The sequence below is a fragment of the Agromyces luteolus genome (assembly GCF_009729855.1).
Lineage (GTDB): Bacteria > Actinomycetota > Actinomycetes > Actinomycetales > Microbacteriaceae > Agromyces > Agromyces luteolus.
Genome location: NZ_WODA01000006.1, coordinates 1 through 21,993, shown reverse-complemented (window position 1 = coordinate 21,993; position 21,993 = coordinate 1). Strand labels below are relative to the sequence as shown.

22 protein-coding genes are annotated in these 21,993 nt (G+C 72.2%); 12 read left to right on the top strand and 10 right to left on the bottom strand.

The genetic code is table 11. The features are described 5' to 3' along the window. Window positions 1-9 precede the first annotated feature (9 nt). Window positions 10-216, top strand: coding sequence for a hypothetical protein (locus GLX25_RS03715; protein WP_155840866.1), 207 nt, complete (start codon window positions 10-12; stop codon window positions 214-216). A gap of 79 nt (window positions 217-295) precedes the next feature. Continuing rightward, window positions 296-967, top strand: coding sequence for an NUDIX hydrolase (locus GLX25_RS03710; protein ID WP_155841138.1), 672 nt, complete (start codon window positions 296-298; stop codon window positions 965-967). 4 nt (window positions 968-971) lie between these two features. On the opposite strand, the gene GLX25_RS03705 is transcribed toward GLX25_RS03710, so the two are convergent. From GLX25_RS03705 to GLX25_RS03690, 4 genes are all read right to left on the bottom strand, one after another. Beyond that, a complete protein-coding gene (locus GLX25_RS03705) occupies window positions 972-1,769 on the bottom strand; it encodes an HAD-IIA family hydrolase (protein ID WP_155840865.1) in 798 nt (265 codons plus the stop codon). Window positions 1,770-1,928: 159 nt separating this feature from the next. Further along, window positions 1,929-2,321, bottom strand: a complete 393-nt coding sequence (locus GLX25_RS03700) for a UBP-type zinc finger domain-containing protein (RefSeq protein ID WP_155840864.1) — start codon at window positions 2,319-2,321, stop codon at window positions 1,929-1,931. Beyond that, window positions 2,318-3,961, bottom strand: a complete 1,644-nt coding sequence (locus tag GLX25_RS03695; RefSeq protein WP_155840863.1) for an FAD-dependent oxidoreductase — start codon at window positions 3,959-3,961, stop codon at window positions 2,318-2,320. Before GLX25_RS03695 ends, GLX25_RS03700 begins: the two co-directional genes overlap by 4 nt. Window positions 3,962-4,013: 52 nt before the next feature. Continuing rightward, window positions 4,014-4,673, bottom strand: coding sequence for a metal-dependent transcriptional regulator (locus tag GLX25_RS03690; protein WP_155840862.1), 660 nt, complete (start codon window positions 4,671-4,673; stop codon window positions 4,014-4,016). A gap of 168 nt (window positions 4,674-4,841) precedes the next feature. Between GLX25_RS03690 and GLX25_RS03685 the strand changes: the two genes are divergently transcribed. Then, the gene (locus GLX25_RS03685; protein ID WP_155840861.1) at window positions 4,842-7,367 is read left to right on the top strand and encodes a rhamnogalacturonan lyase; all 2,526 of its coding nucleotides are present in this window, start codon (window positions 4,842-4,844) and stop codon (window positions 7,365-7,367) included. A 110-nt stretch (window positions 7,368-7,477) separates the two neighbouring features. On the opposite strand, the gene GLX25_RS03680 is transcribed toward GLX25_RS03685, so the two are convergent. Genes GLX25_RS03680 through GLX25_RS03670 form a run of 3 tightly spaced genes read right to left on the bottom strand, consistent with a single transcriptional unit; the run spans window position 7,478 to window position 10,078 of the window. After that, a complete protein-coding gene (locus GLX25_RS03680; protein WP_155840860.1) occupies window positions 7,478-8,374 on the bottom strand; it encodes a metal ABC transporter permease in 897 nt (298 codons plus the stop codon). A gap of 1 nt (window position 8,375) precedes the next feature. Continuing rightward, the gene (locus GLX25_RS03675) at window positions 8,376-9,164 is read right to left on the bottom strand and encodes a metal ABC transporter ATP-binding protein (RefSeq protein ID WP_155840859.1); all 789 of its coding nucleotides are present in this window, start codon (window positions 9,162-9,164) and stop codon (window positions 8,376-8,378) included. Then, window positions 9,161-10,078 (bottom strand): metal ABC transporter substrate-binding protein, encoded by a 918-nt coding sequence (locus GLX25_RS03670; RefSeq protein WP_155840858.1) that lies wholly within the window; start codon window positions 10,076-10,078, stop codon window positions 9,161-9,163. Before GLX25_RS03670 ends, GLX25_RS03675 begins: the two co-directional genes overlap by 4 nt. A 193-nt stretch (window positions 10,079-10,271) precedes the next feature. Here GLX25_RS03670 and GLX25_RS03665 point away from each other — a divergent pair, with 193 nt between their 5' ends. From GLX25_RS03665 to GLX25_RS03650, 4 genes are all read left to right on the top strand, one after another. Continuing rightward, window positions 10,272-10,886 carry a TrmH family RNA methyltransferase gene (locus GLX25_RS03665; RefSeq protein WP_155841136.1) on the top strand — a complete coding sequence of 205 codons (615 nt, stop codon included), beginning with the start codon at window positions 10,272-10,274 and terminating at the stop codon, window positions 10,884-10,886. Between the two features lie 46 nt (window positions 10,887-10,932). Further along, window positions 10,933-11,565 carry a TetR/AcrR family transcriptional regulator gene (locus GLX25_RS03660; protein ID WP_155840857.1) on the top strand — a complete coding sequence of 211 codons (633 nt, stop codon included), beginning with the start codon at window positions 10,933-10,935 and terminating at the stop codon, window positions 11,563-11,565. A 72-nt stretch (window positions 11,566-11,637) separates the two neighbouring features. Next, window positions 11,638-12,657, top strand: coding sequence for a magnesium and cobalt transport protein CorA (locus tag GLX25_RS03655; RefSeq protein ID WP_166548417.1), 1,020 nt, complete (start codon window positions 11,638-11,640; stop codon window positions 12,655-12,657). Between the two features lie 15 nt (window positions 12,658-12,672). Next, window positions 12,673-13,041 (top strand): DUF4440 domain-containing protein, encoded by a 369-nt coding sequence (locus tag GLX25_RS03650; protein ID WP_155840856.1) that lies wholly within the window; start codon window positions 12,673-12,675, stop codon window positions 13,039-13,041. Window positions 13,042-13,068: 27 nt separating this feature from the next. On the opposite strand, the gene cls is transcribed toward GLX25_RS03650, so the two are convergent. Together cls and GLX25_RS03640 are read right to left on the bottom strand one after the other, a co-directional pair. Then, window positions 13,069-14,544, bottom strand: a complete 1,476-nt coding sequence (gene cls, locus GLX25_RS03645) for a cardiolipin synthase (protein ID WP_166548416.1) — start codon at window positions 14,542-14,544, stop codon at window positions 13,069-13,071. Window positions 14,545-14,626: 82 nt separating this feature from the next. Then, window positions 14,627-15,376 (bottom strand): TetR/AcrR family transcriptional regulator, encoded by a 750-nt coding sequence (locus GLX25_RS03640; protein ID WP_155840855.1) that lies wholly within the window; start codon window positions 15,374-15,376, stop codon window positions 14,627-14,629. A 47-nt stretch (window positions 15,377-15,423) separates the two neighbouring features. Between GLX25_RS03640 and GLX25_RS03635 the strand changes: the two genes are divergently transcribed. Continuing rightward, the gene (locus GLX25_RS03635; RefSeq protein ID WP_155840854.1) at window positions 15,424-15,825 is read left to right on the top strand and encodes a VOC family protein; all 402 of its coding nucleotides are present in this window, start codon (window positions 15,424-15,426) and stop codon (window positions 15,823-15,825) included. 73 nt (window positions 15,826-15,898) lie between these two features. On the opposite strand, the gene argG is transcribed toward GLX25_RS03635, so the two are convergent. Continuing rightward, window positions 15,899-17,326 carry an argininosuccinate synthase gene (gene argG / locus GLX25_RS03630; RefSeq protein ID WP_155840853.1) on the bottom strand — a complete coding sequence of 476 codons (1,428 nt, stop codon included), beginning with the start codon at window positions 17,324-17,326 and terminating at the stop codon, window positions 15,899-15,901. Between the two features lie 208 nt (window positions 17,327-17,534). Here argG and GLX25_RS03625 point away from each other — a divergent pair, with 208 nt between their 5' ends. The 4 genes from GLX25_RS03625 to GLX25_RS03610 all read left to right on the top strand — a co-directional run bounded on the left by GLX25_RS03625 (window position 17,535) and on the right by GLX25_RS03610 (window position 21,886). After that, window positions 17,535-18,977: a S8 family peptidase gene (locus GLX25_RS03625; RefSeq protein WP_155840852.1), complete on the top strand. Its 1,443-nt coding sequence runs from the start codon at window positions 17,535-17,537 to the stop codon at window positions 18,975-18,977. Window positions 18,978-19,106: 129 nt separating this feature from the next. After that, entirely contained in the window at window positions 19,107-19,982 is an 876-nt protein-coding gene (locus GLX25_RS03620; RefSeq protein ID WP_155840851.1) for an NAD(P)H-hydrate epimerase, read from the top strand. A 112-nt stretch (window positions 19,983-20,094) separates the two neighbouring features. After that, complete coding sequence (locus GLX25_RS03615) at window positions 20,095-20,598, top strand: DUF3151 family protein (protein WP_166548415.1); 504 nt, start codon at window positions 20,095-20,097, stop codon at window positions 20,596-20,598. A gap of 1 nt (window position 20,599) precedes the next feature. Next, window positions 20,600-21,886, top strand: a complete 1,287-nt coding sequence (locus GLX25_RS03610) for an adenylosuccinate synthase (RefSeq protein WP_155840849.1) — start codon at window positions 20,600-20,602, stop codon at window positions 21,884-21,886. Window positions 21,887-21,993 lie beyond the last annotated feature (107 nt).

The window sequence follows — 21,993 nt, the reverse complement described above, 5'->3', positions numbered from 1 at the left end:
GGGGCGCGCATGGACTGGACGTTCTGGGTGGCCGGCGTCGTCATCGTCGGCCTCGTGATCGTGACGCAGGTCTTCCTCCACGAGAGCCGCTGGTCACGCCGGCCGCGCGAGGAGGAGCCGCCGATCGACGCCGACGCGTCCGGGGACGACGCTCCCGAAGCGGCACCGTCCGACCCGCCGTCGAACGGGGAGGCCGACGACGACCGGTCGCGCTGACCACGGCCGCGCCGACCACGGCCGCGCGGGCTACGCTCGTCGGGTGACTTCCCGCGACGGCGCGATCCGATCGGCGCGCATGGAGCTGACCGCGCTCGTCGGCGACGAGGACCTGCGCGACCTGTGGCGCGCGGCGCGCCCGCCGATCGATCCCGAGGCCGCCCGGGCCGCCGCCGTGCTCATCCTCTTCGGCGTGCTCGACGGCCTGCCGAGCGACCACGAGGCGCAGGCGGCGGCGGTCTCTCGCGACCTCGACGTGCTGCTGCTCGCGCGAGCCGACACCCTGCGATCCCACGCCGGCCAGATCGCGTTCCCGGGCGGTCGCGTCGAACCGGGCGACGCCGACGTCGTCGCCGCGGCGCTCCGCGAGGCGCGCGAGGAGACCGGCCTCGACCCGGCGGGCGTCCAGGTGCTCGGCGAGCTCGATCCGATCCCGCTCGCCTACTCGCGGCACCTCGTGACGCCCGTGCTCGGCTGGTGGGCGCAACCGAGCCCCGTGCACGCGGTCGACGTGGCCGAGTCCTCAGCCGTCTTCCGGACCCCCGTCGCCGACCTGCTCGACCCGGGGAACCGGCGCACGACGGTGCTCCGGCGCGACGGCGAGGAGTGGCGCGGGCCCGGATTCCTCGTCACGTCGGGCGGCGCCGACCGCCTGGTCTGGGGCTTCACCGCGATGGTGCTCGACGTGATGTTCGACGCGCTCGCCTGGACCGAGCCGTGGGACCGCGGCCGCGAGATCGACCTGGCCTGAGAGGTCAGAGGTCGGACTCGACGGGTTCGCGCGAGACGAGCTCGGACACGCCGGAGAGGATCTCGTCGGGGCGGAAGGGGTACTTCTCGATCTCGCGCTGGTCGCTGATGCCGGTGAGCACGAGGACGGTGTGCAGTCCCGCCTCGATGCCCGCGACGATGTCGGTGTCCATGCGGTCGCCGATCATCGCGGTGTGCTCGGAGTGCGCGCCGATCTTGTTCAGCGCCGACCGGAACATCATCGGGTTCGGCTTGCCGACGACGTACGGCTCCCGGCCCGAGGCCTTCGTGATGAGCGCCGCGATGGCGCCCGTCGCCGGCAGCGGACCGTCGGCGCTCGGCCCCGTGGCATCCGGGTTGGTGACGATGAATCGGGCACCCGCGCCGATCAGCCGGATCGCCTTCGTGATCGCGTCGAACGAGTAGTTGCGGGTCTCGCCGACGACCACGAAGTCGGGGTCGGTCTCGGTCATGATGAAGCCGGCCTCGTGCAGCGCGGTCAGGATGCCGGCCTCGCCGATGACGAAGGCCGAGCCGCCCGGCACCTGCTGCTTGAGGAAGTCGGCGGTCGCGAGCGCCGAGGTCCAGATGCGCTCCTCGGGCACGTTCAGGCCGGAGGCGCGGAGCCTGGCCGACAGGTCGCGGGCCGTGAAGATCGAGTTGTTGGTGAGCACGAGGTAGGGCGTGCCCGAGTCCTCCCACTGCTGCAGCAGGTCGGACGCGCCGGGGAGGGCGTGGTTCTCGTGCACCAGCACGCCGTCCATGTCGGTGAGCCAGGCCTCGACCTCTTCGCGTTTCGCCATGCGCACAGCCTAGGCCGCGTGCGTCACGGCGCGATGAACGGCGGATGCCGCGCGCGCGACGCGCGCCGAGCGCCGCCGCGGACGCCAGCGCATGAGATTCCGCCCCATGGGTCGGCTGGCCGGCCTGTGCACCGGATTCTCATGCACGGGTGCACGGCGTCACGGGTGCAGCAGCTCCTCCCAGTTCTCGGGCACGCTGCCGGCCGGGCCGGGGCACGCCTGGTCCTCGGGGCGCCACCGCGGCGGCGCGAGCGGCACGCGCCGCGCTCCGCGCTCCGCGGCGTAGTCCCAGAACCACTCCTCGCCGGGCTCGAACGAGGCCGCGACCGTGTGGCCCGTCGCCTCGGCGTGCCGGCGCGCGTGCTGGCCGGGCGACGCGTCGCAGCACCCGATGTTCCCGCACTCGGCGCAGCGGCGCAGGTGCCACCACCAGCCGCCGAGGTCGAGGCACTCGCTGCACCCGGTGCCGGACGGCGGGGGCGCGAGGACGGGCTCGGCGCCAGGCGTCGGCTCCGACCCGGGCGCCGACGACGACGCTGCTGCCGCGCTCATGCGTACACCTCCGTCGTCGCGAGCGCCCGATGGACCGATGCCACCGCGCTCGACCCCTCGCCGACCGCGGCGGCCACGCGTTTCATCGACCCGCGCCGCACGTCGCCGGCGGCGAACACGCGCGGCACCGAGGTCTCGAAGGGCAGCGGCATCCGCCCCGCCGAGCGCCACGCGTCGCCCAGGGCGAGCACGTCGGCGCCCGTGTGGACGAACCCGTCGTCGTCGCGTTCGAGGTCGGCGAGCCAGTCGGTCGCCGGCACCGCGCCGATGAAGCAGAACAGCGCCCGGCAGTCGACGGTCTCGTCGACGGCTCCGGTCAGCGTCACGCGTGCGAGCGTGTCGTCGCCGTGCAGCGCGGAGACCTGGGTGCCGGTGTGCACGTCGATCCGCGGGTCCTCGCGGATCCGGTCGACGAGGTAGCTCGACATCCGGTCCGCGAGCTCGCCGGAGCGCACGACGAGCCGCACGCGGCATCCGCCCTGGGCCAGCGCGAGCGCGGCCTGCCCGGCCGAGTTCGCGCCGCCGATGACGACCACGTCCGATCCGGACGCCTGGCGCACCTCGAGCGCGGTCGCGGCGTGGTGGATGCCGGCGCCCTCGAACTCGTCCCAGCGCGCGATCGGCAGCCCGCGATAGGCGACGCCGGTCGTGACGATGACCGCGCGGGCGCGCACGATCGCCCCGTCGGCGAGCAGCAGGCGGTGGACGCCGCCCTCGGGGTCGAGCTTCACGACCGGGCACGGCGAGGCGATGCGGACGCCGAACTTGAACGCCTGCAGCGAGGCCTGCGAGGTGAGGGCGTCGCCGCTCACGCCGAACGGGAAGCCGAGGTAGTTCTCGATCCGCGACGTCGTCGCCGACTGCCCGCCGGGCGCGACCGCGTCGAGCAGCACGGTCTGCAGCCCTTCCGACGCGCCGTAGATCGCGGCGGCGAGGCCCGCCGGCCCCGCGCCGACGACGGCGAGGTCGAACTCGGTGTCGTCCTCGGCCGTGTACGCGAGCCCGAGCATCTCGGCGATCTGCCCGGGCGTCGCGTTGCGGATGATCTCGCCCTGCACGATGGCGACCGGCAGGTCGTCGCGCGTGTAGCCGTGCGACCAGATGTCGTGCGACAGGTCCGGGTCGTCGACGTCGATCCAGGTGTGCACGAGCTCGAGGCGGTCGGCGTAGCGTCGCAGCGCCTGCGACTCGGGGCTCTGCGAGCCGACGAGCTTCAGGGTCCAGGCGGCGGGGCCGTGCCGGAGCATCTCGCGGCGCGCCCAGAGCGTGCGCAGCATGAGGTCGCAGAGCTCGTCGTCGTCGGCCATCATCTTCTGCAGTGCGTCGTGGTCGATCCGGAGCACTCGCCCCGGCACGGTCACGCGCGCAGTGAGGAAGGCGCGCTGGCCGTTCAGCAGCCCGAGCTCGCCCACGAACGTGCGCGGGCCCAATCGGGCCAACTGCGTCTCCTCGGTCCACCACAGGGCCTCGCGCACGACCTCGACCTCGCCGGTCTCGACGAGGATCAGGTCGTACGAGCGGTCGCCCGCCTTGAAGAGGACATCGCCCTCGGCGACGTCATGCGGCACGCCGTAGCGTCTGAGTCGCGACCACTGCGCATCAGTGAGTTCCGGGGTGATCTTCTCGACGGCACCGCCCATCCCCCCATCCTCGCGGACGGAAGGCGCTTCCGGGAGGGGGTTCAGCGACTGCTCAGGCCGTGATCCAGATCCCGGCCGCGGCGGCGCGCGGGATCGCGTGGGCGGCCCCGTCGAGCGCGACGCCGACGGCGGCGGGCGACGCGGCATCCGTCACGCGCAGTTCGCGGCCCGGACCGACCCCGGCCGCCTCGAGTTCGCGCAGCACCGCGGGGTCGCGATCGCTGATCCGGATGACGCGGCCCACGTGCCCCGTCGGGGCCTCGTCGAGGCGCACGGCGGGCTCGCTCACGAGCGTGCCGTCGGCGCGGGGGATCGCGTCGCCGTGCGGATCGCGCTCGGGACGGCCGAGCCGGACGTCGATCGCCTCGAGCAGCCGGTCGGAGAGCGCGTGCTCGAGCACCTCGGCCTCGTCGTGCACCTCGTCCCACGCGTAGCCCATCTCGCGGACGAGCCAGGTCTCGATGAGGCGGTGGCGGCGCACGACCGCGAGCGCGTGGGCGCGCCCGGCATCCGTCAACCGGATCGCGCCGTAGGGCACGTGCTGCACGAGCCCCTGCGAGGCCATCTTCTTCACCATCTCGGTGACCGACGAGGGGGCGACGCCGAGCGCGGCGGCGAGCCCGGACGGCGTGATCGCCTCGGGCTGCCACTCGGTGTGGCCGTAGATCGTCTTGAGGTAGTCCTCGACGGCGGGGCTGCTGGTCGCGGGCATCGGCCCCACCATACCCGCGTCCGGTCGGCGCGGTGTCGACGCGATCGGATGGCTCGGGGTTGACCGAGCCCCCGTTCGGGGGTAGCGTCGCTCGGGCACGGAAAGCGCTATCCCAAACGGGGTGGCTCAATCCCACGACGGGCCCTACGCCCAGCAAAGGATTCGACGATGAATCTCGGACACCATCCGTTCCGCGCAGCCCTGGCGGTCGCCGCCGCCGGGTGCCTGATCGCCGGCGTCGCGCAGGCCGCGAACGCCGCACCGCCCGACGCGGGCCCGCCCGCCGGCACCCCGCAGCTCGAGGCGCTCGACCGCGGCCTCGTGGCCGTCTCGACCGACGAGGGCGTGTTCCTCTCGTGGCGCCTGCTCGGCTCCGTGGCCACGGGGTCCACCGCCACCGGCATGGCCGGGCCCGACTTCGCCGTCTACCGCGACGGCGAGCGGATCGCGACCGTCTCCGACAGCACGAACCTCCTCGACGAGGAGGGCTCGGCCACGGCCGAGTACGCGGTCGCGCCGATCGTGAACGGCGTCGAGCTCGAGGCGAGCGCCGCGGCATCCGCCTGGGCCGACGGCTACTACGACCTGCCGCTGCAGAAGCCCGCCGACGGCGTGACGCCGGTCGGCGAGGCCTTCACCTACTCGGCGAACGACGCCACCGTCGCCGACGTCGACGGCGACGGCGCGTACGAGTTCCAGGTCAAGTGGGACCCGTCGAACTCGAAGGACGTGTCGCAGAAGGGCTACACGGGCACCGTCTACCTCGACACGTACGAGCTCGACGGCACGCTGCTGAACCGCATCGACCTCGGCGTGAACATCCGCGCCGGAGCCCACTACACGCAGTTCATGACCTACGACTTCGACGGCGACGGCCGTGCCGAGACGATGCTGAAGACCGCGCCCGGCACGAAGTCGATCACCTACGACGCCGACGGCTCGGTCGCCGCCGAGGCGTTCGTCACGATGCCCGAGGCGGATGTCGCGGCCGGATACGCCCACGACGACGACTACCGCATGAGCGCCGACGACTACCGCGACCACCTGGTCGAGATGTTCCAGGGCTGGAGCGAGCACCCCGAGGTGGTCGCAGGGAACTGGCCCGCGACGATCGAGGAGGCGCTCGGCATCCCCGTCGCGCACGAGTACCCGCTGAGCGAGCAGGCCGCAGAGGAGCTCGTCGACCACTTCATCGACGTCTACGCGCCGAGCCGCAGCAGCCGGAACGACCTCACGACCTTCGAGGGCTTCATCGTCGACGGCCCCGAGTACCTCACGGTCTTCGACGGCGCGACCGGCGAGGAGCTGCAGACGATCCCCTACAAGCCGGGCCGCGGCGACGACGGCCTCATGTGGGGCGACTACGCCATGAGCCGCATCGAGCCCGGCAACCGGGTCGACCGGTTCCTCGCGGGCGTCGCCTACCTCGACGGCGAGCACCCGTCGGCGGTCTTCGCGCGCGGCTACTACACGCGCACCACGATGGTCGCGTACGACTGGGACGGCGAGGCGCTGCAGGAGCGCTTCTTCGTCGACTCCGGCCACGCGCCGATGTCGAACCCGTTCAACGACGCGCCGCACGGCGTCGACGGCACCGACCCCGAGTACGGCGGCATCACGACGCAGGGCTTCCACTCGTTGAGCGCGGCCGACGTCGACGGCGACGGGAAGCACGAGATCGTCTACGGCGCCGCCACGATCGACGACGACGGCAGCGTGCTCTACAGCTCGTACGACGTCCTGCCCGAGGGCAGCGCCGCACCCGGCGAGCTCGCACGCCTCGGCCACGGCGACGCCATGCACGTGACCGACATCGACCCGAACCGCCCGGGCCAGGAGATCTGGACCGTGCACGAGGGCGGCACCTGGGCGCCGTACGGCTCGGTCATGCGCGACGCCGCCACCGGCGAGATCCTGTTCGGCGCCTACTCGGGTCGCGACACGGGTCGCGGCATGATCGGCGACGTGCGGGCGGATGTCGCGGGCACCGAGGTGTGGGCGAGCATGCCCGGCGGCACCGACGCGAGCGGCCTGCTCTCGACCGAGGGCGACATCCTGTCGGCGGCGACGCCCGGCACCAACATGTCGATCCGCTGGGCGGCCGACCTCACGACGCAGATCGTGAACGGCAGCGGCAACGCGACGCCGACGATCGACGACTGGACCCGCGGGACGCTGCTCACCGCGGAGGGCACGCGCACCAACAACGGCACGAAGGGCACCCCGTCGCTCGTCGCCGACGTCCTCGGCGACTGGCGCGAGGAGCTCCTCGTCCGCACCGTCGACTCGAACGCGCTGCGCATCTTCACGAGCACCGAGGTCACCGGGCACAAGCTCACGACCCTGATGCACGACCCGCAGTACCGTGCCGAGGTCGCCCGCCAGAACACGACGTACAACCAGCCGTCGTACACCTCGTACTACCTGGCGAGCGACATGGACTTCGCGAACGTGCCCGTGCTGACGGCCCCGTCGACGCCGGTCGGCCCGAAGTTCAAGGACCGCCCCGGCACCGACCACGACGAGGTGCAGATCCCGCACGACCCGGCGTTCGCGTACTCCATCGACGGCGAGCTCGTGGAGAAGGGCAAGTTCGACGCCGACGGCGAGGTCACGGTCGTGGCCGTGCCCAAGGCCTGGGTGTCGATCGCCGACGGCGCCGACGCCGAGTGGACGGTCGTGTTCGACGACTGAGCCCGTGATGCGTGACGGATGCCGCGTGCTGCGCGCCGCGGCATCCGTCGCCGCCCGACGACCCCGCCCCGGGGGCGCGATCCGTGCCGCGCTCCCGGGGCGGTTCCGCGTCAGGCGGGCTGGCGTTCCGCCGCGGCGGACCTCGCGGCCGCGGCCCGACGCCGACGGGCGGCGACCAGGCTCCGACCGATGACGCCGTGCCGCGGCGCGAAGAGGTACACGAGCGCGAACACGACGCCCATCGTCAGCACGACCATGCCGCCTGACGCCGCGTCGAGGTAGTAGCTGGCGTAGATGCCGACGATCGCGCAGCCCGCGGCGATGGCCGGCGAGATCACGAGCATCCGCGCGAACCGGTCGGTCAGCAGGTACGCCGTCGCTCCCGGGATGATGACCATGGCGACGACGAGCACGACGCCGACGGCCTGCAGCGCCACGACGACCGTGAGCGCGAGGAGTGCGAGCAGCAGCGCGCCGAGGACCTTCGGGTTCAGCCCGATCGCGTGGGCATGCGTGGGGTCGAACGCGTAGAGCGTCAGGTCGCGGCGCTTGAGCACCAGGACCACGAGCGTGAACGCCCCGAGCACGAGCACCTGCACGAGGTCGGCCGCGCTCACGCCGAGCAGGTTGCCGAACAGGATGTGCCCGAGGTCGGTCTGGCTCGGCACGACCGAGATGAGCACCAGGCCGAGCGCGAAGAGGGTGGTGAAGACCACGCCGATGGCGGCGTCCTCCTTCACGCGGCTCGTCGACCGGACGAGGAAGATCAGCGCGACCGCGCCGAGCCCGAACACGAGCGCTCCGACCGCGAACGGCGTGCCCATCAGGTACGCGATGACGACGCCCGGCAGCACCGCGTGCGAGACCGCGTCGCCCATGAGCGACCAGCCGATCAGCACGAGCCAGCAGCTGAGCACCCCGCACACGATCGCCGCGGTGATCGTGACGAGGAACGCGCGCTGCATGAAGTCGTAGCCGAGCGGTTCGAGCAGCAGGTCGAGGAGCATCTCAGTCGCCTCCGTCGGTCGGCCGCCCGGTCGCGAGGTCGAGCCCGAACGCCCGAGCGAGCTGCTCGGGCCGGAGCGCCTCGTCGGGCGTGCCGTGCAGCAGCACGCGACGCAGGAGCAGGATCGCCTCGTCGGCGAGCCGAGGCAGCGCCTCGAGGTCGTGGGACGACACGAGCACGGTCGCGCCGCCGTCGGCGAGCTCGCGCAGGAGGTCGGTGATCGTCGCCTCGCTGCGCTTGTCGACGCCCGCGAACGGCTCGTCGAGCAGGAGCAGGTCGGCGCCCTGCGCGAGCCCGCGCGCGACGAAGGCGCGCTTGCGCTGGCCGCCGGAGAGCGCGCCGATGCGACGGTCGGCGAGGTCGGCGAGCTCGACGCGATCGAGCGCCTCGGCGACGGCCTCTCGGTCGGCCCGCCGCGGCCGCCGCGTGAAGCCCTGGAACCCGTACCGGCCCATCATCACCACGTCGTGCACGCTCAGCGGGAACGACCAGTCGACCTCCTCGCTCTGCGGCACGTAGCCGACGACGCCCGCCCGTCGCGCCTGCCGGGGCGACCGGCCGCCGATCGAGACGCCGCCCCGGTCGGGGCGGACGTTGCCCATGATCGCCTTGAAGAGCGTCGACTTGCCCGACCCGTTCATGCCGACGAGTCCGCAGATCGTTCCGCGCCCGAGCGTCAGGCTCACGTCGTCGAGCGCGAGCACGTCGCCGTAGTGCACGGTGATCCCGCGCACCTCGAGCGCCGGCCCGTCCGTCGAGGGGCGGCGAGCGGATGTCGCGGGGCCGCTCATCGCGCGCCTCCGGTGAGCGCCTCGGTGATGACCTCCGTGTCATGGCGGAGCAGGTCGAGGTAGGTGGGCACCGGGCCGTCGGGCTCGGAGAGCGAGTCGACGTAGAGGACGCCGCCGAACGCGGCATCCGTCGCCTCGACCACCTGCTGCATGGCCTCGTCGGAGACGGTCGACTCGCAGAACACCGCGGGCACGCGCTGCTCGTCGATGAACTCGATGGTCTCGGCGACCTGCTGCGGCGTCGCCTGCTGCTCGGCGTTCACGGCCCAGAGGTACTGCTCGGTGAGGTCCGCGTCGCGCGCGAGGTACGAGAAGGCGCCCTCGCAGGTCACGAGCGCCCGCTCGTTCGCCGGCAGGGCCGAGAGCTCGGCGACCAGCTCGTCGTGCACGGCCTGGAGCTCGGCCCGGTAGGCCTCGCCGTTCGCGGCGTAGTCGTCGGCGTGCGCCGGGTCGAGCTCGGAGAAGGCGTCGACCATGTTGTCGACGTAGACCTGCGTGTTCAGCGCCGACATCCACGCGTGGGGGTTGGGAAGTCCCTCCGCCTCACCGTCGGCGATCGACATCACCTCGACGCCGTCGCTCACGACCACGTGCGGCACGTCGAGGTCGGCGACGAACCGTTCGAACCACGCCTCGAGGTTGAGGCCGTTGTCGAGGATGAGGTCGGCCTGCGACGCGCGACGCAGGTCGCCCGGGGTCGGCTCGTAGCCGTGGATCTCGGCACCGACCTTGGTGATCGACTCGACGCGCAGGTGCTCGCCCGCGACCTCCTCCGCGATGTCGGCGAGCACCGTGAAGGTCGTGAGCACGACCGGGCGGCCGTCTCCCTGCCCGTTCGCGGGCACCCCCGAGCACCCGCTCAGGGCGAGGGCGGCGGCGATCAGGGTCGTGGCGACGACGGCACGTTTCGGCATACCGAAATCGTAGCGGTTTTTCGGCGCACCGAAAGCCGGTCGTGGCATGTCCCCGGGACGGGGCGGCTAGCGTGGTCGCGTGGACGTCGAGCGAGCGGATGACGCGGGGACCGAGCCGCGGCCGGATGCCGCGTCGGCCGAGCCGCACGCCGGCGCGACGTCGCCGGACGCCTCCGACGAGCACGCCGAGCCCTTGCTCCCGCTGCACGGGGTCGGCCCCTGGCCCGGCGGTCGCATCGCCTGGCCCGACGACCCGCGCTTGGACCCGGAACTGCTCGAGCGCGGCGACCGCCGGAACGTCGTGGACCGCTACCGCTACTGGACGCTCGAGGCGATCGTGGCCGACCTCGACACCCGGCGGCATCCGTTCCACGTCGCGATCGAGAACTGGCAGCACGACCTCAACATCGGCTCGATCGTGCGCACGGCGAACGCGTTCGCGGCCGAGACCGTCCACATCATCGGTCGTCGCCGGTGGAACCGTCGCGGCGCCATGGTCACCGACCGCTACCAGCACCTCATGCACCACCCCGACGTCGCCGGCTTCACGGCGTGGGCGGATGCCGCGGGCCTCCCGGTCGTCGCCGTCGACAACGTCGAGGGCTCCGAGCCGGTCGACCTCGTCGAGCTGCCCGAGCGGTGCGTGCTGCTCTTCGGGCAGGAGGGGCCGGGGCTGAGCGACGAGGCGCTCGCCGCCGCCGATCGCGTGGTCGAGATCACGCAGTACGGGTCGACGCGATCGATCAACGCGAGCGCCGCGGCTGCGATCGTCATGCACGAGTGGGCGCGGCGGCACGCCCGGCACTGACGCGGATCGGTTGGCCGCGCGGACAAGAGCGGCCTAGCATCGGAGGATGGCCACCCGACTGGACCCCGCCGAGCGCCGCGAGCAGATCATCGCGGCGACCCTGCGACTCGTCGCCCGCGACGGCTTCGCGCGCGTCACGCTCCGCGACGTCGCCGCGGAGGTGGGCGTCGTCCACGGGCTGATCCGCCACTACTTCGCCACCCGCGAGCAGCTCGTCGCCGCCGCGTTCGACGCCGCGGTGCTCGCCGAGGCCGCGGAGGACGAGGAGCTCGCGACCCGGCTCGAGCCGATCCCCGCGCTCGCCGACTGGCTCTCGACCACCCCGCGCGACCACTACTTCGTCTGGATCGACGCGTGGAGCGAGGCGCCCCGCAACCCGGAGCTGCACGCATCGCTCACGCGCCACCACCGCGAGTCCGACGCCCGCCTCGCGGGCATCATCCGTCGCATCGTCGCCGCCGGCGACGGCACGAGCGCCGACCCCGAGGCCGATGCGCGCACGCTCACCGCCCTGATCGACGGCGTCGCCGTGCAGCACCACGCGCTCGGCCTCATCGACGAGGCGGAGGCCGATCGCATCGCCTTCCGCATCGCCGAGGGGCGGCTCGGGCTCGAACCCGGCGTCCTCGTGCGCGCGCGGGCGACGCCCGACCGCAGCCGCTGGGCCGTCACACACTGACGAGGACGAAGGCCGCGCGGCCGTCGTGCGTGTCGCCGCGGCGCGGCGCGGCAACGGGATGACACTGGTCCCGTGCCGATCATCGACAACGCCGTGTACCGCGACGGGCGCCGTGTCGCGACGCCGGCATCGCTCGAGGAGACCTTCGAGACCCGGGAGCGTCACGGCGGCGGGTTCGCGTGGATCGGCCTGTACCGACCGACCGACGCGGAGCTCGACGCCGTGGCCGCCGAGTTCGGGCTGCACCACCTCGCGGTCGAGGACGCCCGGAAGGGGCACCAGCGCCCGAAGCTCGAGCGCTACGGCCAGACGCTCTTCGCCGTGCTGAAGCCGGCCCGCTACCTCGACGACGTCGAGCAGGTGGAGTTCGGCGAACTGCACGTCTTCGTCGGGCCGGGCTTCGCCATCACCATCCGCCACGCCGAGTCACCCGACCTCGCGCGCGTTCGCCGCCGCCTGGAGGGCGCGCCCGAACTGCTCGCCCGCGGTCCGGAGGCCGTGCTGTACGCCGTGATCGACGAGGTCGTCGACGAGTACGGCCCCGTCGTGTCGGGCCTCGAGAACGACATCGACGAGATCGAGCAGCAGCTCTTCGACGGCGACCCCGCGGTCACCCGACGGATCTACGACCTCGCCGCCGAGGTCATGGACTTCCAGCGGGCGACGAAGCCCATCGTCGGCATCCTCGAGGCGCTCGAGCGCGGATTCGAGAAGTACGGTGTCGACCTCGAACTGCAGCGGTACCTGCGCGACGCCGACGACCACGTGCTCAGGATCGTCGACCGCGGCGAGTCGTTCCGCCAGCTCCTGCAGAACGCGCTCGCTGTGCACTCGACGCTCGTCACGCAACGCCAGAACGAGGAGATGCAGCGGCTCACCGAGACGAGCCTCCGGCAGAGCGAGGAGGTGAAGAAGATCTCCAGCTGGGCGGCGATCATCTTCGCGCCGACGCTCATCGCCTCGATCTACGGGATGAACTTCCGGTACATGCCCGAACTCGAGACCCCGCTCGGCTACCCCCTCTCCCTGGTCGGCATGGCCGTGTTCGCCGCGGTGCTCTACGTGGTCTTCAAGCGCCGCAACTGGATGTAGGCGTAGCGTGTCCGCATGACCGAGATCACCGACGATCTTCCCGCCCGCCTCCTGCACGAGGAGCACGCCGGATGGCGCGCCATCCTCGACGGCCACGGGGGCGAGCACTACGCCCGCGCCATGACCCGCGACGCCGTCATGATCGTCGAGGGGGCCGTGCTCGGCCGCGACGACGTGATCGCGGCGTTCCGCGAGTCGCCGCCGTGGGACGCGTACGAGATCCACGAGCCGGCGATCGTCCGGCTCGGCGACCGGGCGGGGATCCTCGCGTACCGCGCGGTCGCGCGCCGCGGCGACGACGTCGCCGACCTCCGGATGTCGACGACCTACCTCTACGCCGATGGCGCGTGGCACGTCGCCGCGCACCAGCAGACGCCGGCGTAGCGGCATCCGCACCGCCGTCGCCGACGGCTACTGGAGCGCGGAGGTGAGCCGTGCGATGCCGTCGAGGAACGTCGCCGATGCGGGCTCGCGGTTCCACTCCTCGAGTGTGAGCTCGCGCCCGAGCTCTCGGTACCGGGCCTCGACGGCGCGCATGTCGGAGACGAAGGAGGCGCCCCGCACCAGCAGCGTGACCTCGAAGTTCAGCGCGAACGAGCGGATGTCCATGTTGCTCGAACCGATCACGGCGACGTCGTCGTCGATCGAGAGGTGCTTCGCGTGCAGGATGAACGGACCCGGGTACAGCCAGATCCGCACGCCGGCCGTGAGGAGCGCGCGGTAGTAGGAGCGCTGGGCGTGCCAGACCCCGCCCTGGTCGCCGATCTCCGAGACGAACAGCTGCACGTCGAGCCCCCGCAGCTTCGCGGACGTGATCGCGTAGACCATGGCCTCGTCGGGCACGAAGTACGGGCTCGTGATGATGACCCGCTCCTGCGCCGAGTTCACCAGGGTGAGGAACTGCCGCAGGTTGTTCTCGCTCTCGAAGGCCGGGCCGCTCGGCACCACCTGGCAGTCGAGCGCGTCGGGCGAGGTGTCGACCGGCAGGTCGATCGCGCGCACGTTGGCGTCCTCGCCCAGCACCTCGCCGGTCTCGGCGTACCAGTCGGACCGGAAGACCGCGTTGAGCTCCGCGACGGCCGGACCCGTGACCCGGGCCACGAGCTCCTGCCACTTCAGGCCCCGCTTCAGGTTCTTCGGCGAGTCGTAGCTGCGGTCGATGAGGTTCTGCGAGCCCATGTGCCCGACGACGCCGTCGACGACGACGATCTTGCGGTGGTTGCGGAGGTCGGGCCGCTGCCACTCGCCCTTGAACGGGCGGACGGGCAGGAGGTAGTGCCACTCGACGCCGATCCGGTCGAGCTCCTCGATCGTCGCCTTGTGCAGCGGGACCTTCGACGAGGCGATGTGGTCCATCAGCAGCCGCACGTGAACGCCGCGGCGGACGGCGTCCTCCATCGCCGCGAAGAAGCCCCGGGTGGTGTCGTCGAGCGCGACGATGAAGAACTCGACGTGCACGAACCGCGTCGCGGTCGCGATGTCCGCCGCCATCGCGTCGATCGAGCCCTGGTAGTCGTCGATCAGGGTCGCGCGGTTGCCCGAGGTCGCCGGCAGGCCCGTGAGCCGGGTGTTCTGCTCGACGGCCCGGTCGAACCACGCGGGCCACGACGCGTGGTCGGCCACGAGGTCGACCTCGGCAGCGCGCTCGGCGATCATCCGGTCGGCCTCGTCCTGGCGTGCCATCCGCTGCTTCGGCAGCCGGATGTTGCCGATCAGCAGGTACAGCAGGATGCCGACGAACGGGATGAGGAAGATGGCGAGCAGCCACGCCATCGCGGCGGTCGGCTTCCGTTCGCGGGGGATGATGATGAGCGCCGTGATGCGGATCGCCAGGTCGACGAGGATCACGAGACCCCCGACGACCGCCGCCCACTCGCCCCCGCTCACGGAGTCACCTCGACAGCACCCATACGATCGCCCCCATCCACGAGTCCTGATGGTGATCGTATTGGTGCGAGGGGGTCCCGCGTCAGTCCATGTCGGGAGCGATCGGTGGGCCCTCGGCGAGCGACGCGATCCCGTCGAGGATCCGAGCGAGCCCGAAGCGCCACGCGTGCTCGTCGTCGCGCGCCGAGCCGTGCTCCTCGCCGGCGGCGGCGCCGATCGACGTGGCCAATGGGAAACGCTCGGGGACGACGTGCTCCGCGAGCGCCGGGCCCGCCTCCTGCCACCAGTCCGCGTCGGGCGCGCTCGCCGCGACGGCCGACACGGCGGAGGACCGCGCGAAGTCGACGATCAGGGTCAGGCAGGCGTCCGTGTCGACCGGAGGAAGGCCGAGTCGATCGAGCGCGCGGAGCTCGCGCTCGTACTTGGTGATCGCACCCGGTCCGACGGGCATGGGGTCGGGCCCGCCCGCCGCCAGCCAGGCGTGCTCGAGGAGGACGGCGCGATTGTCGTCCGCCAGCCGCTCGAGCCGCTCGCGCCAGTCGTCGATCCGGTCGTAGTCGGCATGCCGCATCGCGGCCAGCACTCGATCGGACATCAGCGCGAGCAGGGCCGTCTTGTCGGGCACGTGGGCGTAGAGCGACATGGGCCCGGTCCCGAGACGTGCCGCGACCGCCCGCATCGTCACGGCGGCGAGGCCGTCGGCGTCGGCGATCGCGATGCCCGCGGCGACGAGGTCGTCGACGGAGATCCGGGCCGGGCGGCCCCGGGCGGGAGCCACCGGAATCTCATGGCGCCAGAGGAGGCGGATGAGCTCGGGAATATCGCGGGACATGTGCGCATTGTACCGAATTAACGTACGTTGTACGTGAAGGGAGAATCATGCACATCACCGCGACCGCGCTCTCGCTCAACGTCCCCGACGTCGACGCATCGAGCGGCTTCCTCCAGGAGCACTTCGGATTCGAGGTCGCCATGTCGGCCGACGGCTTCGCCTCGCTCACGAGGCCCGACTCGGGGGTGAACGTCATCTTCCTGCGGGCGGGGCTGCCGAGCTTCAAGCCCGCCACGCATCGCGAGCCGGCGGGGCCGGGCCTGCTCGTCGTGTTCGTGGTCGACGACATCGACGCCGAATGGGCCCGTCTGCGCCACCTCATCCCCATCGCCACGCCGATCGAGACCGAGCCGTGGGGCGAGCGCTACTTCCAGGTGCTCGACCCGAACGGCATCGTCATCCAGCTGGTCCAGTGGGTGGATGTCCCCGAGGCGGCGATCGCGGGCTGAGCCGATCTGCCCGTAGACGACGCGACCCCCGCACCGATCCGGATGCAGGGGTCGCGTCGTGGGAGCGCGCGCCTCAGTCGGTGCCGAGGTCGAACGCGGCGGCCTCGTTCGCGGCATCCGTCGCCGCATCGAGCGCGGTCTCGGCCTCGCCCTCGAGGATCTCGGCCGCCCGCCCCGCGGCGATCTCGCCGACGAGCTGGGCGGTCGCACCGCCGACGATGCCGAGTGCGGCGTACTGCTCGAGGCGCGCCCGCGAGTCGGCGATGTCGAGGTTGCGCATGGTGAGCTGGCCGATGCGGTCCTCCGGCCCGAAGGCCTGGTCGCCGACGCGCTCCATCGAGAGCTTGTCGGGATGGTAGCTGAGGGCCGGGCCCTCGGTGTTCAGGATCGTGTAGTCGTCGCCGCGACGCAGGCGGAGCGTGACCTCGCCGGTCACGGCCGAGCCGACCCAGCGCTGGATGGACTCGCGCAGCATGAGGGACTGCGGGTCGAGCCAGCGGCCCTCGTACATGAGGCGGCCGAGGCGGCGACCCTCGTTGTGGTAGTTCGCGACCGTGTCCTCGTTGTGCACGGCGTTGAGCAGCCGCTCGTACGTGACGTGCAGCAGGGCCATGCCGGGCGCCTCGTAGATGCCGCGCGACTTCGCCTCGATGATGCGGTTCTCGATCTGGTCGCTCATGCCGAGGCCGTGGCGGCCGCCGATCCGGTTCGCCTCGAGCACGAGCTCGACCGGGTCGTCGAACTCGACGCCGTTCAGGGCGACGGGGCGGCCCTGGTCGAAGCGGACCGAGACATCCTCGGCGGGGATCGCGACCGACTCGTCCCAGAAGCGGACGCCCATGATCGGCTCGACGATCGTGACGCCCGCGTCGAGGTCCTCCAGCTTCTTGGCCTCGTGCGTCGCGCCCCAGATGTTCGCGTCGGTCGAGTACGCCTTCTCGACGGAGGCGCGGTAGGGCAGGTCGCGAGCCTGCATCCACTCGCTCATCTCCGTGCGGCCGCCGAGTTCGGTGACGAAGGCGCTGTCGAGCCACGGCTTGTAGATGCGGAGGCGCGGGTTGGCCATCAGGCCGTAGCGGTAGAACCGCTCGATGTCGTTGCCCTTGTAGGTCGAGCCGTCGCCCCAGATGTCGACGCCGTCCTCCATCATCGCGCGCACGAGCATGGTGCCCGTGACCGCGCGGCCGAGCGGCGTGGTGTTGAAGTAGGTCTTCCCGCCCGAGCGGATGTGGAACGCGCCGCACTGCAGGGCGACGAGGCCCTCCTCGACGAGCGCGGTCTTCACGTCGACGAGCCGGCTGATCTCGGCGCCGTACTCGACGGCGCGGCCGGGGACGGCCTCGACGTCGGGCTCGTCGGGCTGGCCGAGGTCGGCGGTGTACGTGCAGGGCACGGCACCCTTCTCGCGCATCCAGGCGACCGCCACGGAGGTGTCGAGACCCCCGGAGAAGGCGATGCCGACGCGCTCGCCGACGGGAAGGCTCGAGAGGACTTTCGACATGCCGACAAGCCTACTTGCGCGCGTGCGCGCGAGACGACGCGGCCGCCGGGCAAGGGCTATCCCCCGGACGGGGGACACCGGTAGGCTCGCCGGACCGGCCGCGCGGCCCTACACCGACGCCGCCGTTCGTCGCATCCACTGGACACGCCGGTCCGACGGCCCATGCTGCCGTCGGTGCACCACTCCACGCACATCGAACGGAGACAGGATGAGGAACCACAAGGTGATCGGCGCGGCATCCGCCGTCGCCCTGGCCGTGGGCCTGGTCGGGACGGCGGCCGCCGTGCCCGCCGCCGCGGTCGGCCCGGAGAGCACCTACCTCGTGCTCGCGCCGCAGGGCGCGAACACGAAGGCCGCGGAGAAGCGCGTCGCGGCCGCGGGCGGCACCGTCGTCGCGAACTACGGCCAGATCGGCGTGCTCGTCGTGTCGTCGACGAACACCGCGTTCGAGACGTCGGTCGTGGGCGCCGGCGTGCAGTCCGTCGCGTCGACCGACGGGCTCGGCACGACGCTCATCGAGGACGAGATCCTCGAGACGGTCGACTCGGCGTCGGTCGAGGCGTCCGGCGACCCCACGGCGGAGCCCCTCTGGGCCAACCAGTGGGACATGGAGCAGATCGACGTCCCCGAGGCGCACGCGATCACGACCGGCGACCCGTCGGTCGTCGTCGGCGTCCTGGACTCCGGCATCGACTACACGCACCCCGACCTCGCCTCGCAGGTCGCGTTCGACCAGAGCGCCTCGTGCCTCGGCGGCGTCGTCGACACCGACCCGGCCGCGTGGAAGAACACGACCTCGTCGCACGGCACGCACGTCGCCGGCACGATCGCCGCGGCGATCAACGGCGTGGGCATCGCGGGCGTCGCGCCCGGCGTGAAGGTCGCCTCGGTCAAGGTCGTGAGCGACGAGGGCTTCATCTACCCCGAGGCCGCGATCTGCGCCTACCTCTGGGCCGCCGACCACGGCATGCCGATCACGAACAACAGCTATTACATCGACCCGTGGGAGTTCAACTGCGTGAACGACCCGCGCCAGCGCCCGGTCTGGCAGGCCGTGCAGCGCGCGCTGAGCTACTCGCAGTCGAAGGGCACGCTGACCGTCGCGTCGGCCGGCAACAGCAACGTCGACCTGCAGCACAAGTTCATCGACGACGGCAGCCCGAACGACGGCAGCGGCGAGGTCGAGACCCGCGAGGTCAACGGCGCGTGCCGCGACCTGCCCGCCGAGGCGCCCGGAGTCGTGACGGTCTCGGCCGTCGGCCCGACCGAGCAGAAGAGCTACTACTCCTCCTACGGCCAGGGCGTCGTCGACGTCACGGCTCCGGGCGGCGACACGCGTATCCGCACCGGCGGGGCGTCGTCGACGATCACCGACGCGGTGCTCTCGACCGTCCCGGGCGGCTGGGGCTGGTCGCAGGGCACCTCGATGGCCGGCCCGCACGCGGCCGGCGTCGCGGCGCTCGCGATCTCGGCGCACCCCGACATGAAGGTGGGGCAGCTCGCCTCGTTCCTCGAGCGCACGGCGACCGCGCTGGAGTGCCCGGAGGGCGTCTACGAGCCGCGTCCGGGCTACCCGGCGACCTGCACGGGCGGCGAGCGCAACGGCTTCTACGGGGCCGGCAACGTCAACGCCTTCAACGTCGTCCAGTGACGCGCTGAGCGATCGACCGAGAGGGGTCGGGCCTTCGGGCCCGGCCCCTCTCGCGTGTCCCGCCGACCGTTGCGAACCCGGTGCCGTGTGCCGGTGCCGGCGCGGATGCCGCGGCGTAGGCTCGGGCGCATGCACGCCGCTGCCGGATCCGCCGCGCCGTCGCCGCGCGACGGGTACTCGGCCGAGCAGGTCCGCGCGGCCGAGCGCCCGCTCCTCGCGGCGGGCGAACCGCTCATGCAGCGGGCCGCCGCGGCGCTCGCCGACGAGGTGTCGCGGGTGCTCGCCGAGCGCCTCCCACGGCGCCGGGTGATGCCGCTCGCGCCGAGTGATACCGCGAGACCGGCATCATTCGGCGGAAGCGACAGCACTCGAGCGGGTGACGAGACGACGGATGGCGCGCGGCCGCCGCTCGTGATCGTCATCGCCGGATCGGGCGACAACGGCGGCGACGCGCTCTTCGCGGGTGCGCACCTGGCGGCGCGCGGCGCCGACGTCCGGATCGTCGCGGTCGGCTCGCGCCTGCACGAGGCCGGCGCGGAGGCCGCGCACGCCGCGGGCGCCCGCGACCTCGACCCCGGGCCCGCCGGTGACCCGAGCGAGTTCGACGAGGCGGTCCGCACGGCCGACGTGCTGGTCGACGGCATCCTCGGGATCGGCGCGGCGGCGACCCCCGCGCTGCGGGGCCTGGCGCGCGAGGTCGTGGTGCGCGTGCGCGCGGGGCTCGGACCGGAGTGGGTCGCGCGTGCGGGGCGCGGCACGCGGCATCCGCTCGTCGTCGCGGTCGACCTGCCGAGCGGGATCTCGCCCGACGACGGCAGCGTGCCCGACCCGACGGTGCTGCCCGCCGACGTGACCGTGACGATGGGTGCCGTGAAGGCCGGGCTGCTGTCCGGCCCCGCGGTCGAGCTCGTCGGCCGCGTGGTGCTCGTCGACCTCGGACTCGGTCCGGCGCTCGCCGGGGTGCAGCCGGTCGTGACGGGCGGACGACGGCACGACCTGCCCTGAAGGCCGCGGACCGGCGACCACCGACCGCCGATGGCGCCCTCCCGGGCCGCCGGAACCCCATGCGTTACGGTTGAGTGTGACTCAGGATCAGACCCCACCGGAGGCAGAGGCGGTGCTCGCCGACGAACCAGAGGTCAGGCAGGCGCTCAGCGAGGCCGACCGGGCGTCGGTCGCCGGAGTCGTCGCCGACCACCCGTCCTCGCCCCTCGCCTGGGCCGAGCTCGCCGACCTCGCCGACTCCGAGGGACGCGCGCTCGACGCGTTCGCCTACGCCGTCGTCGCCGTCGACCTCGCGCGCGGTTCGCTCGAGGCATCCGGATGGCGCGCCGGCGAGCCGGTGCCCTGGTCGGAGGAGTCGAACCGCTCCTACCTCCGCGCGCTCGACGCCGAGCGCAGGGCGGCAGCGCGGCTCGGGCTCGACGCGCGCGCCGCGCGCGCGGCATCCGACCTCGAGGACGCCGACGCCGAGGCGCCCGCCCGCATCGCCTCCGAGTTCACGCCCACGCAGGTCATCAGCGTCATCACGGATCCCCTGCCGCCCCTGCCGTCGCCCGAGGCGACGGACGGCGACCCGTCCGACGAATCCGCCGCGCCGGGTGCGGCACGAGAGGACTGACATGCCCGCGGTCGTGCTGATCGGAGCACAGTGGGGCGACGAGGGCAAGGGCAAGGCGACCGACCTGCTCTCCTCGCGCCTCGACTACGTGGTCAAGTTCAACGGCGGCAACAACGCGGGGCACACCGTCGTCGTCGGCGACGAGAAGTACGCCCTGCACCTGCTGCCCTCCGGCATCCTCACGCCCGGCGTCACGCCGGTGATCGCGAACGGCGTCGTCGTCGACATCGAGGTGCTCTTCGAGGAGATCGAGGGCCTCGAGTCGCGCGGCGTCGACACCTCGCAGCTGAAGATCTCGGCGAACGCGCACGTGATCACGCAGTACCACCGCACGCTCGACAAGGTCACCGAGCGCTTTCTCGGCAAGCGCCAGATCGGCACGACCGGCCGTGGCATCGGCCCGAGCTACGCCGACAAGATCAACCGGGTCGGCATCCGCATGCAGGACCTCTTCGACGAGAACATCCTGCGGCAGAAGGTCGAGGGCGCCCTCGACCAGAAGAACCACCTGCTCGTGAAGGTCTACAACCGCCGCGCGATCGGCGTCGACGAGATCGTCGACGACCTGCTCGGCTACGTCGACCGGCTCCGACCCATGGTCACCGACACGTCGCTGCTGCTGCACCGCGCGCTCGAGGCCGGCGAGACGGTGCTCTTCGAGGGCGGCCAGGCCACCATGCTCGACGTCGACCACGGCACCTACCCGTTCGTCACGTCGTCGAACGCGACGAGCGGCGGCGCCGTGACCGGCTCCGGCATCGCGCCGAACCGCATCGACCGCGTCATCGGCATCGTGAAGGCGTACACGACCCGCGTCGGCTCGGGCCCGTTCCCGACCGAGCTCTTCGACGAGTGGGGCGAGTTCCTCGCCGACAAGGGGCACGAGTTCGGCACCACCACGGGTCGTCGCCGCCGAACCGGATGGTACGACGCGCCCATCGCCCGCTACACCGCGCGGGTCAACGGCGTGACCGACTTCGTGCTCACCAAGCTCGACGTGCTGACGGGCATCGACCGCATCCCGGTCGCGGTCGCGTACGACGTCGACGGCGTGATCATGGAGGAGGTCCCGGTCTCGCAGTCCGACTTCCACCACGCCAAGCCCGTCTACGAGGAGTTCCCCGGGTGGACCGAGGACATCTCGGGCGCGCGGTCGTTCGACGACCTCCCCCCGAACGCGCAGAGCTACGTGCGCGAGCTCGAGGCGATGTCGGGCGCCCGCTTCTCGGCGATCGGCGTCGGCCCCGGCCGCGACGAGATCGTCCAGCTGCACGACCTGCTCGACTAGGCGGCGAGCGAGCCGGCGACGGAGCGCGGCGCCGCGGCGCCGACACGACGAGGGGCGGATGCCAGGCGCTTTCTGCCGGTCGTTGCAACACCTTGCCTGTTAGGTGC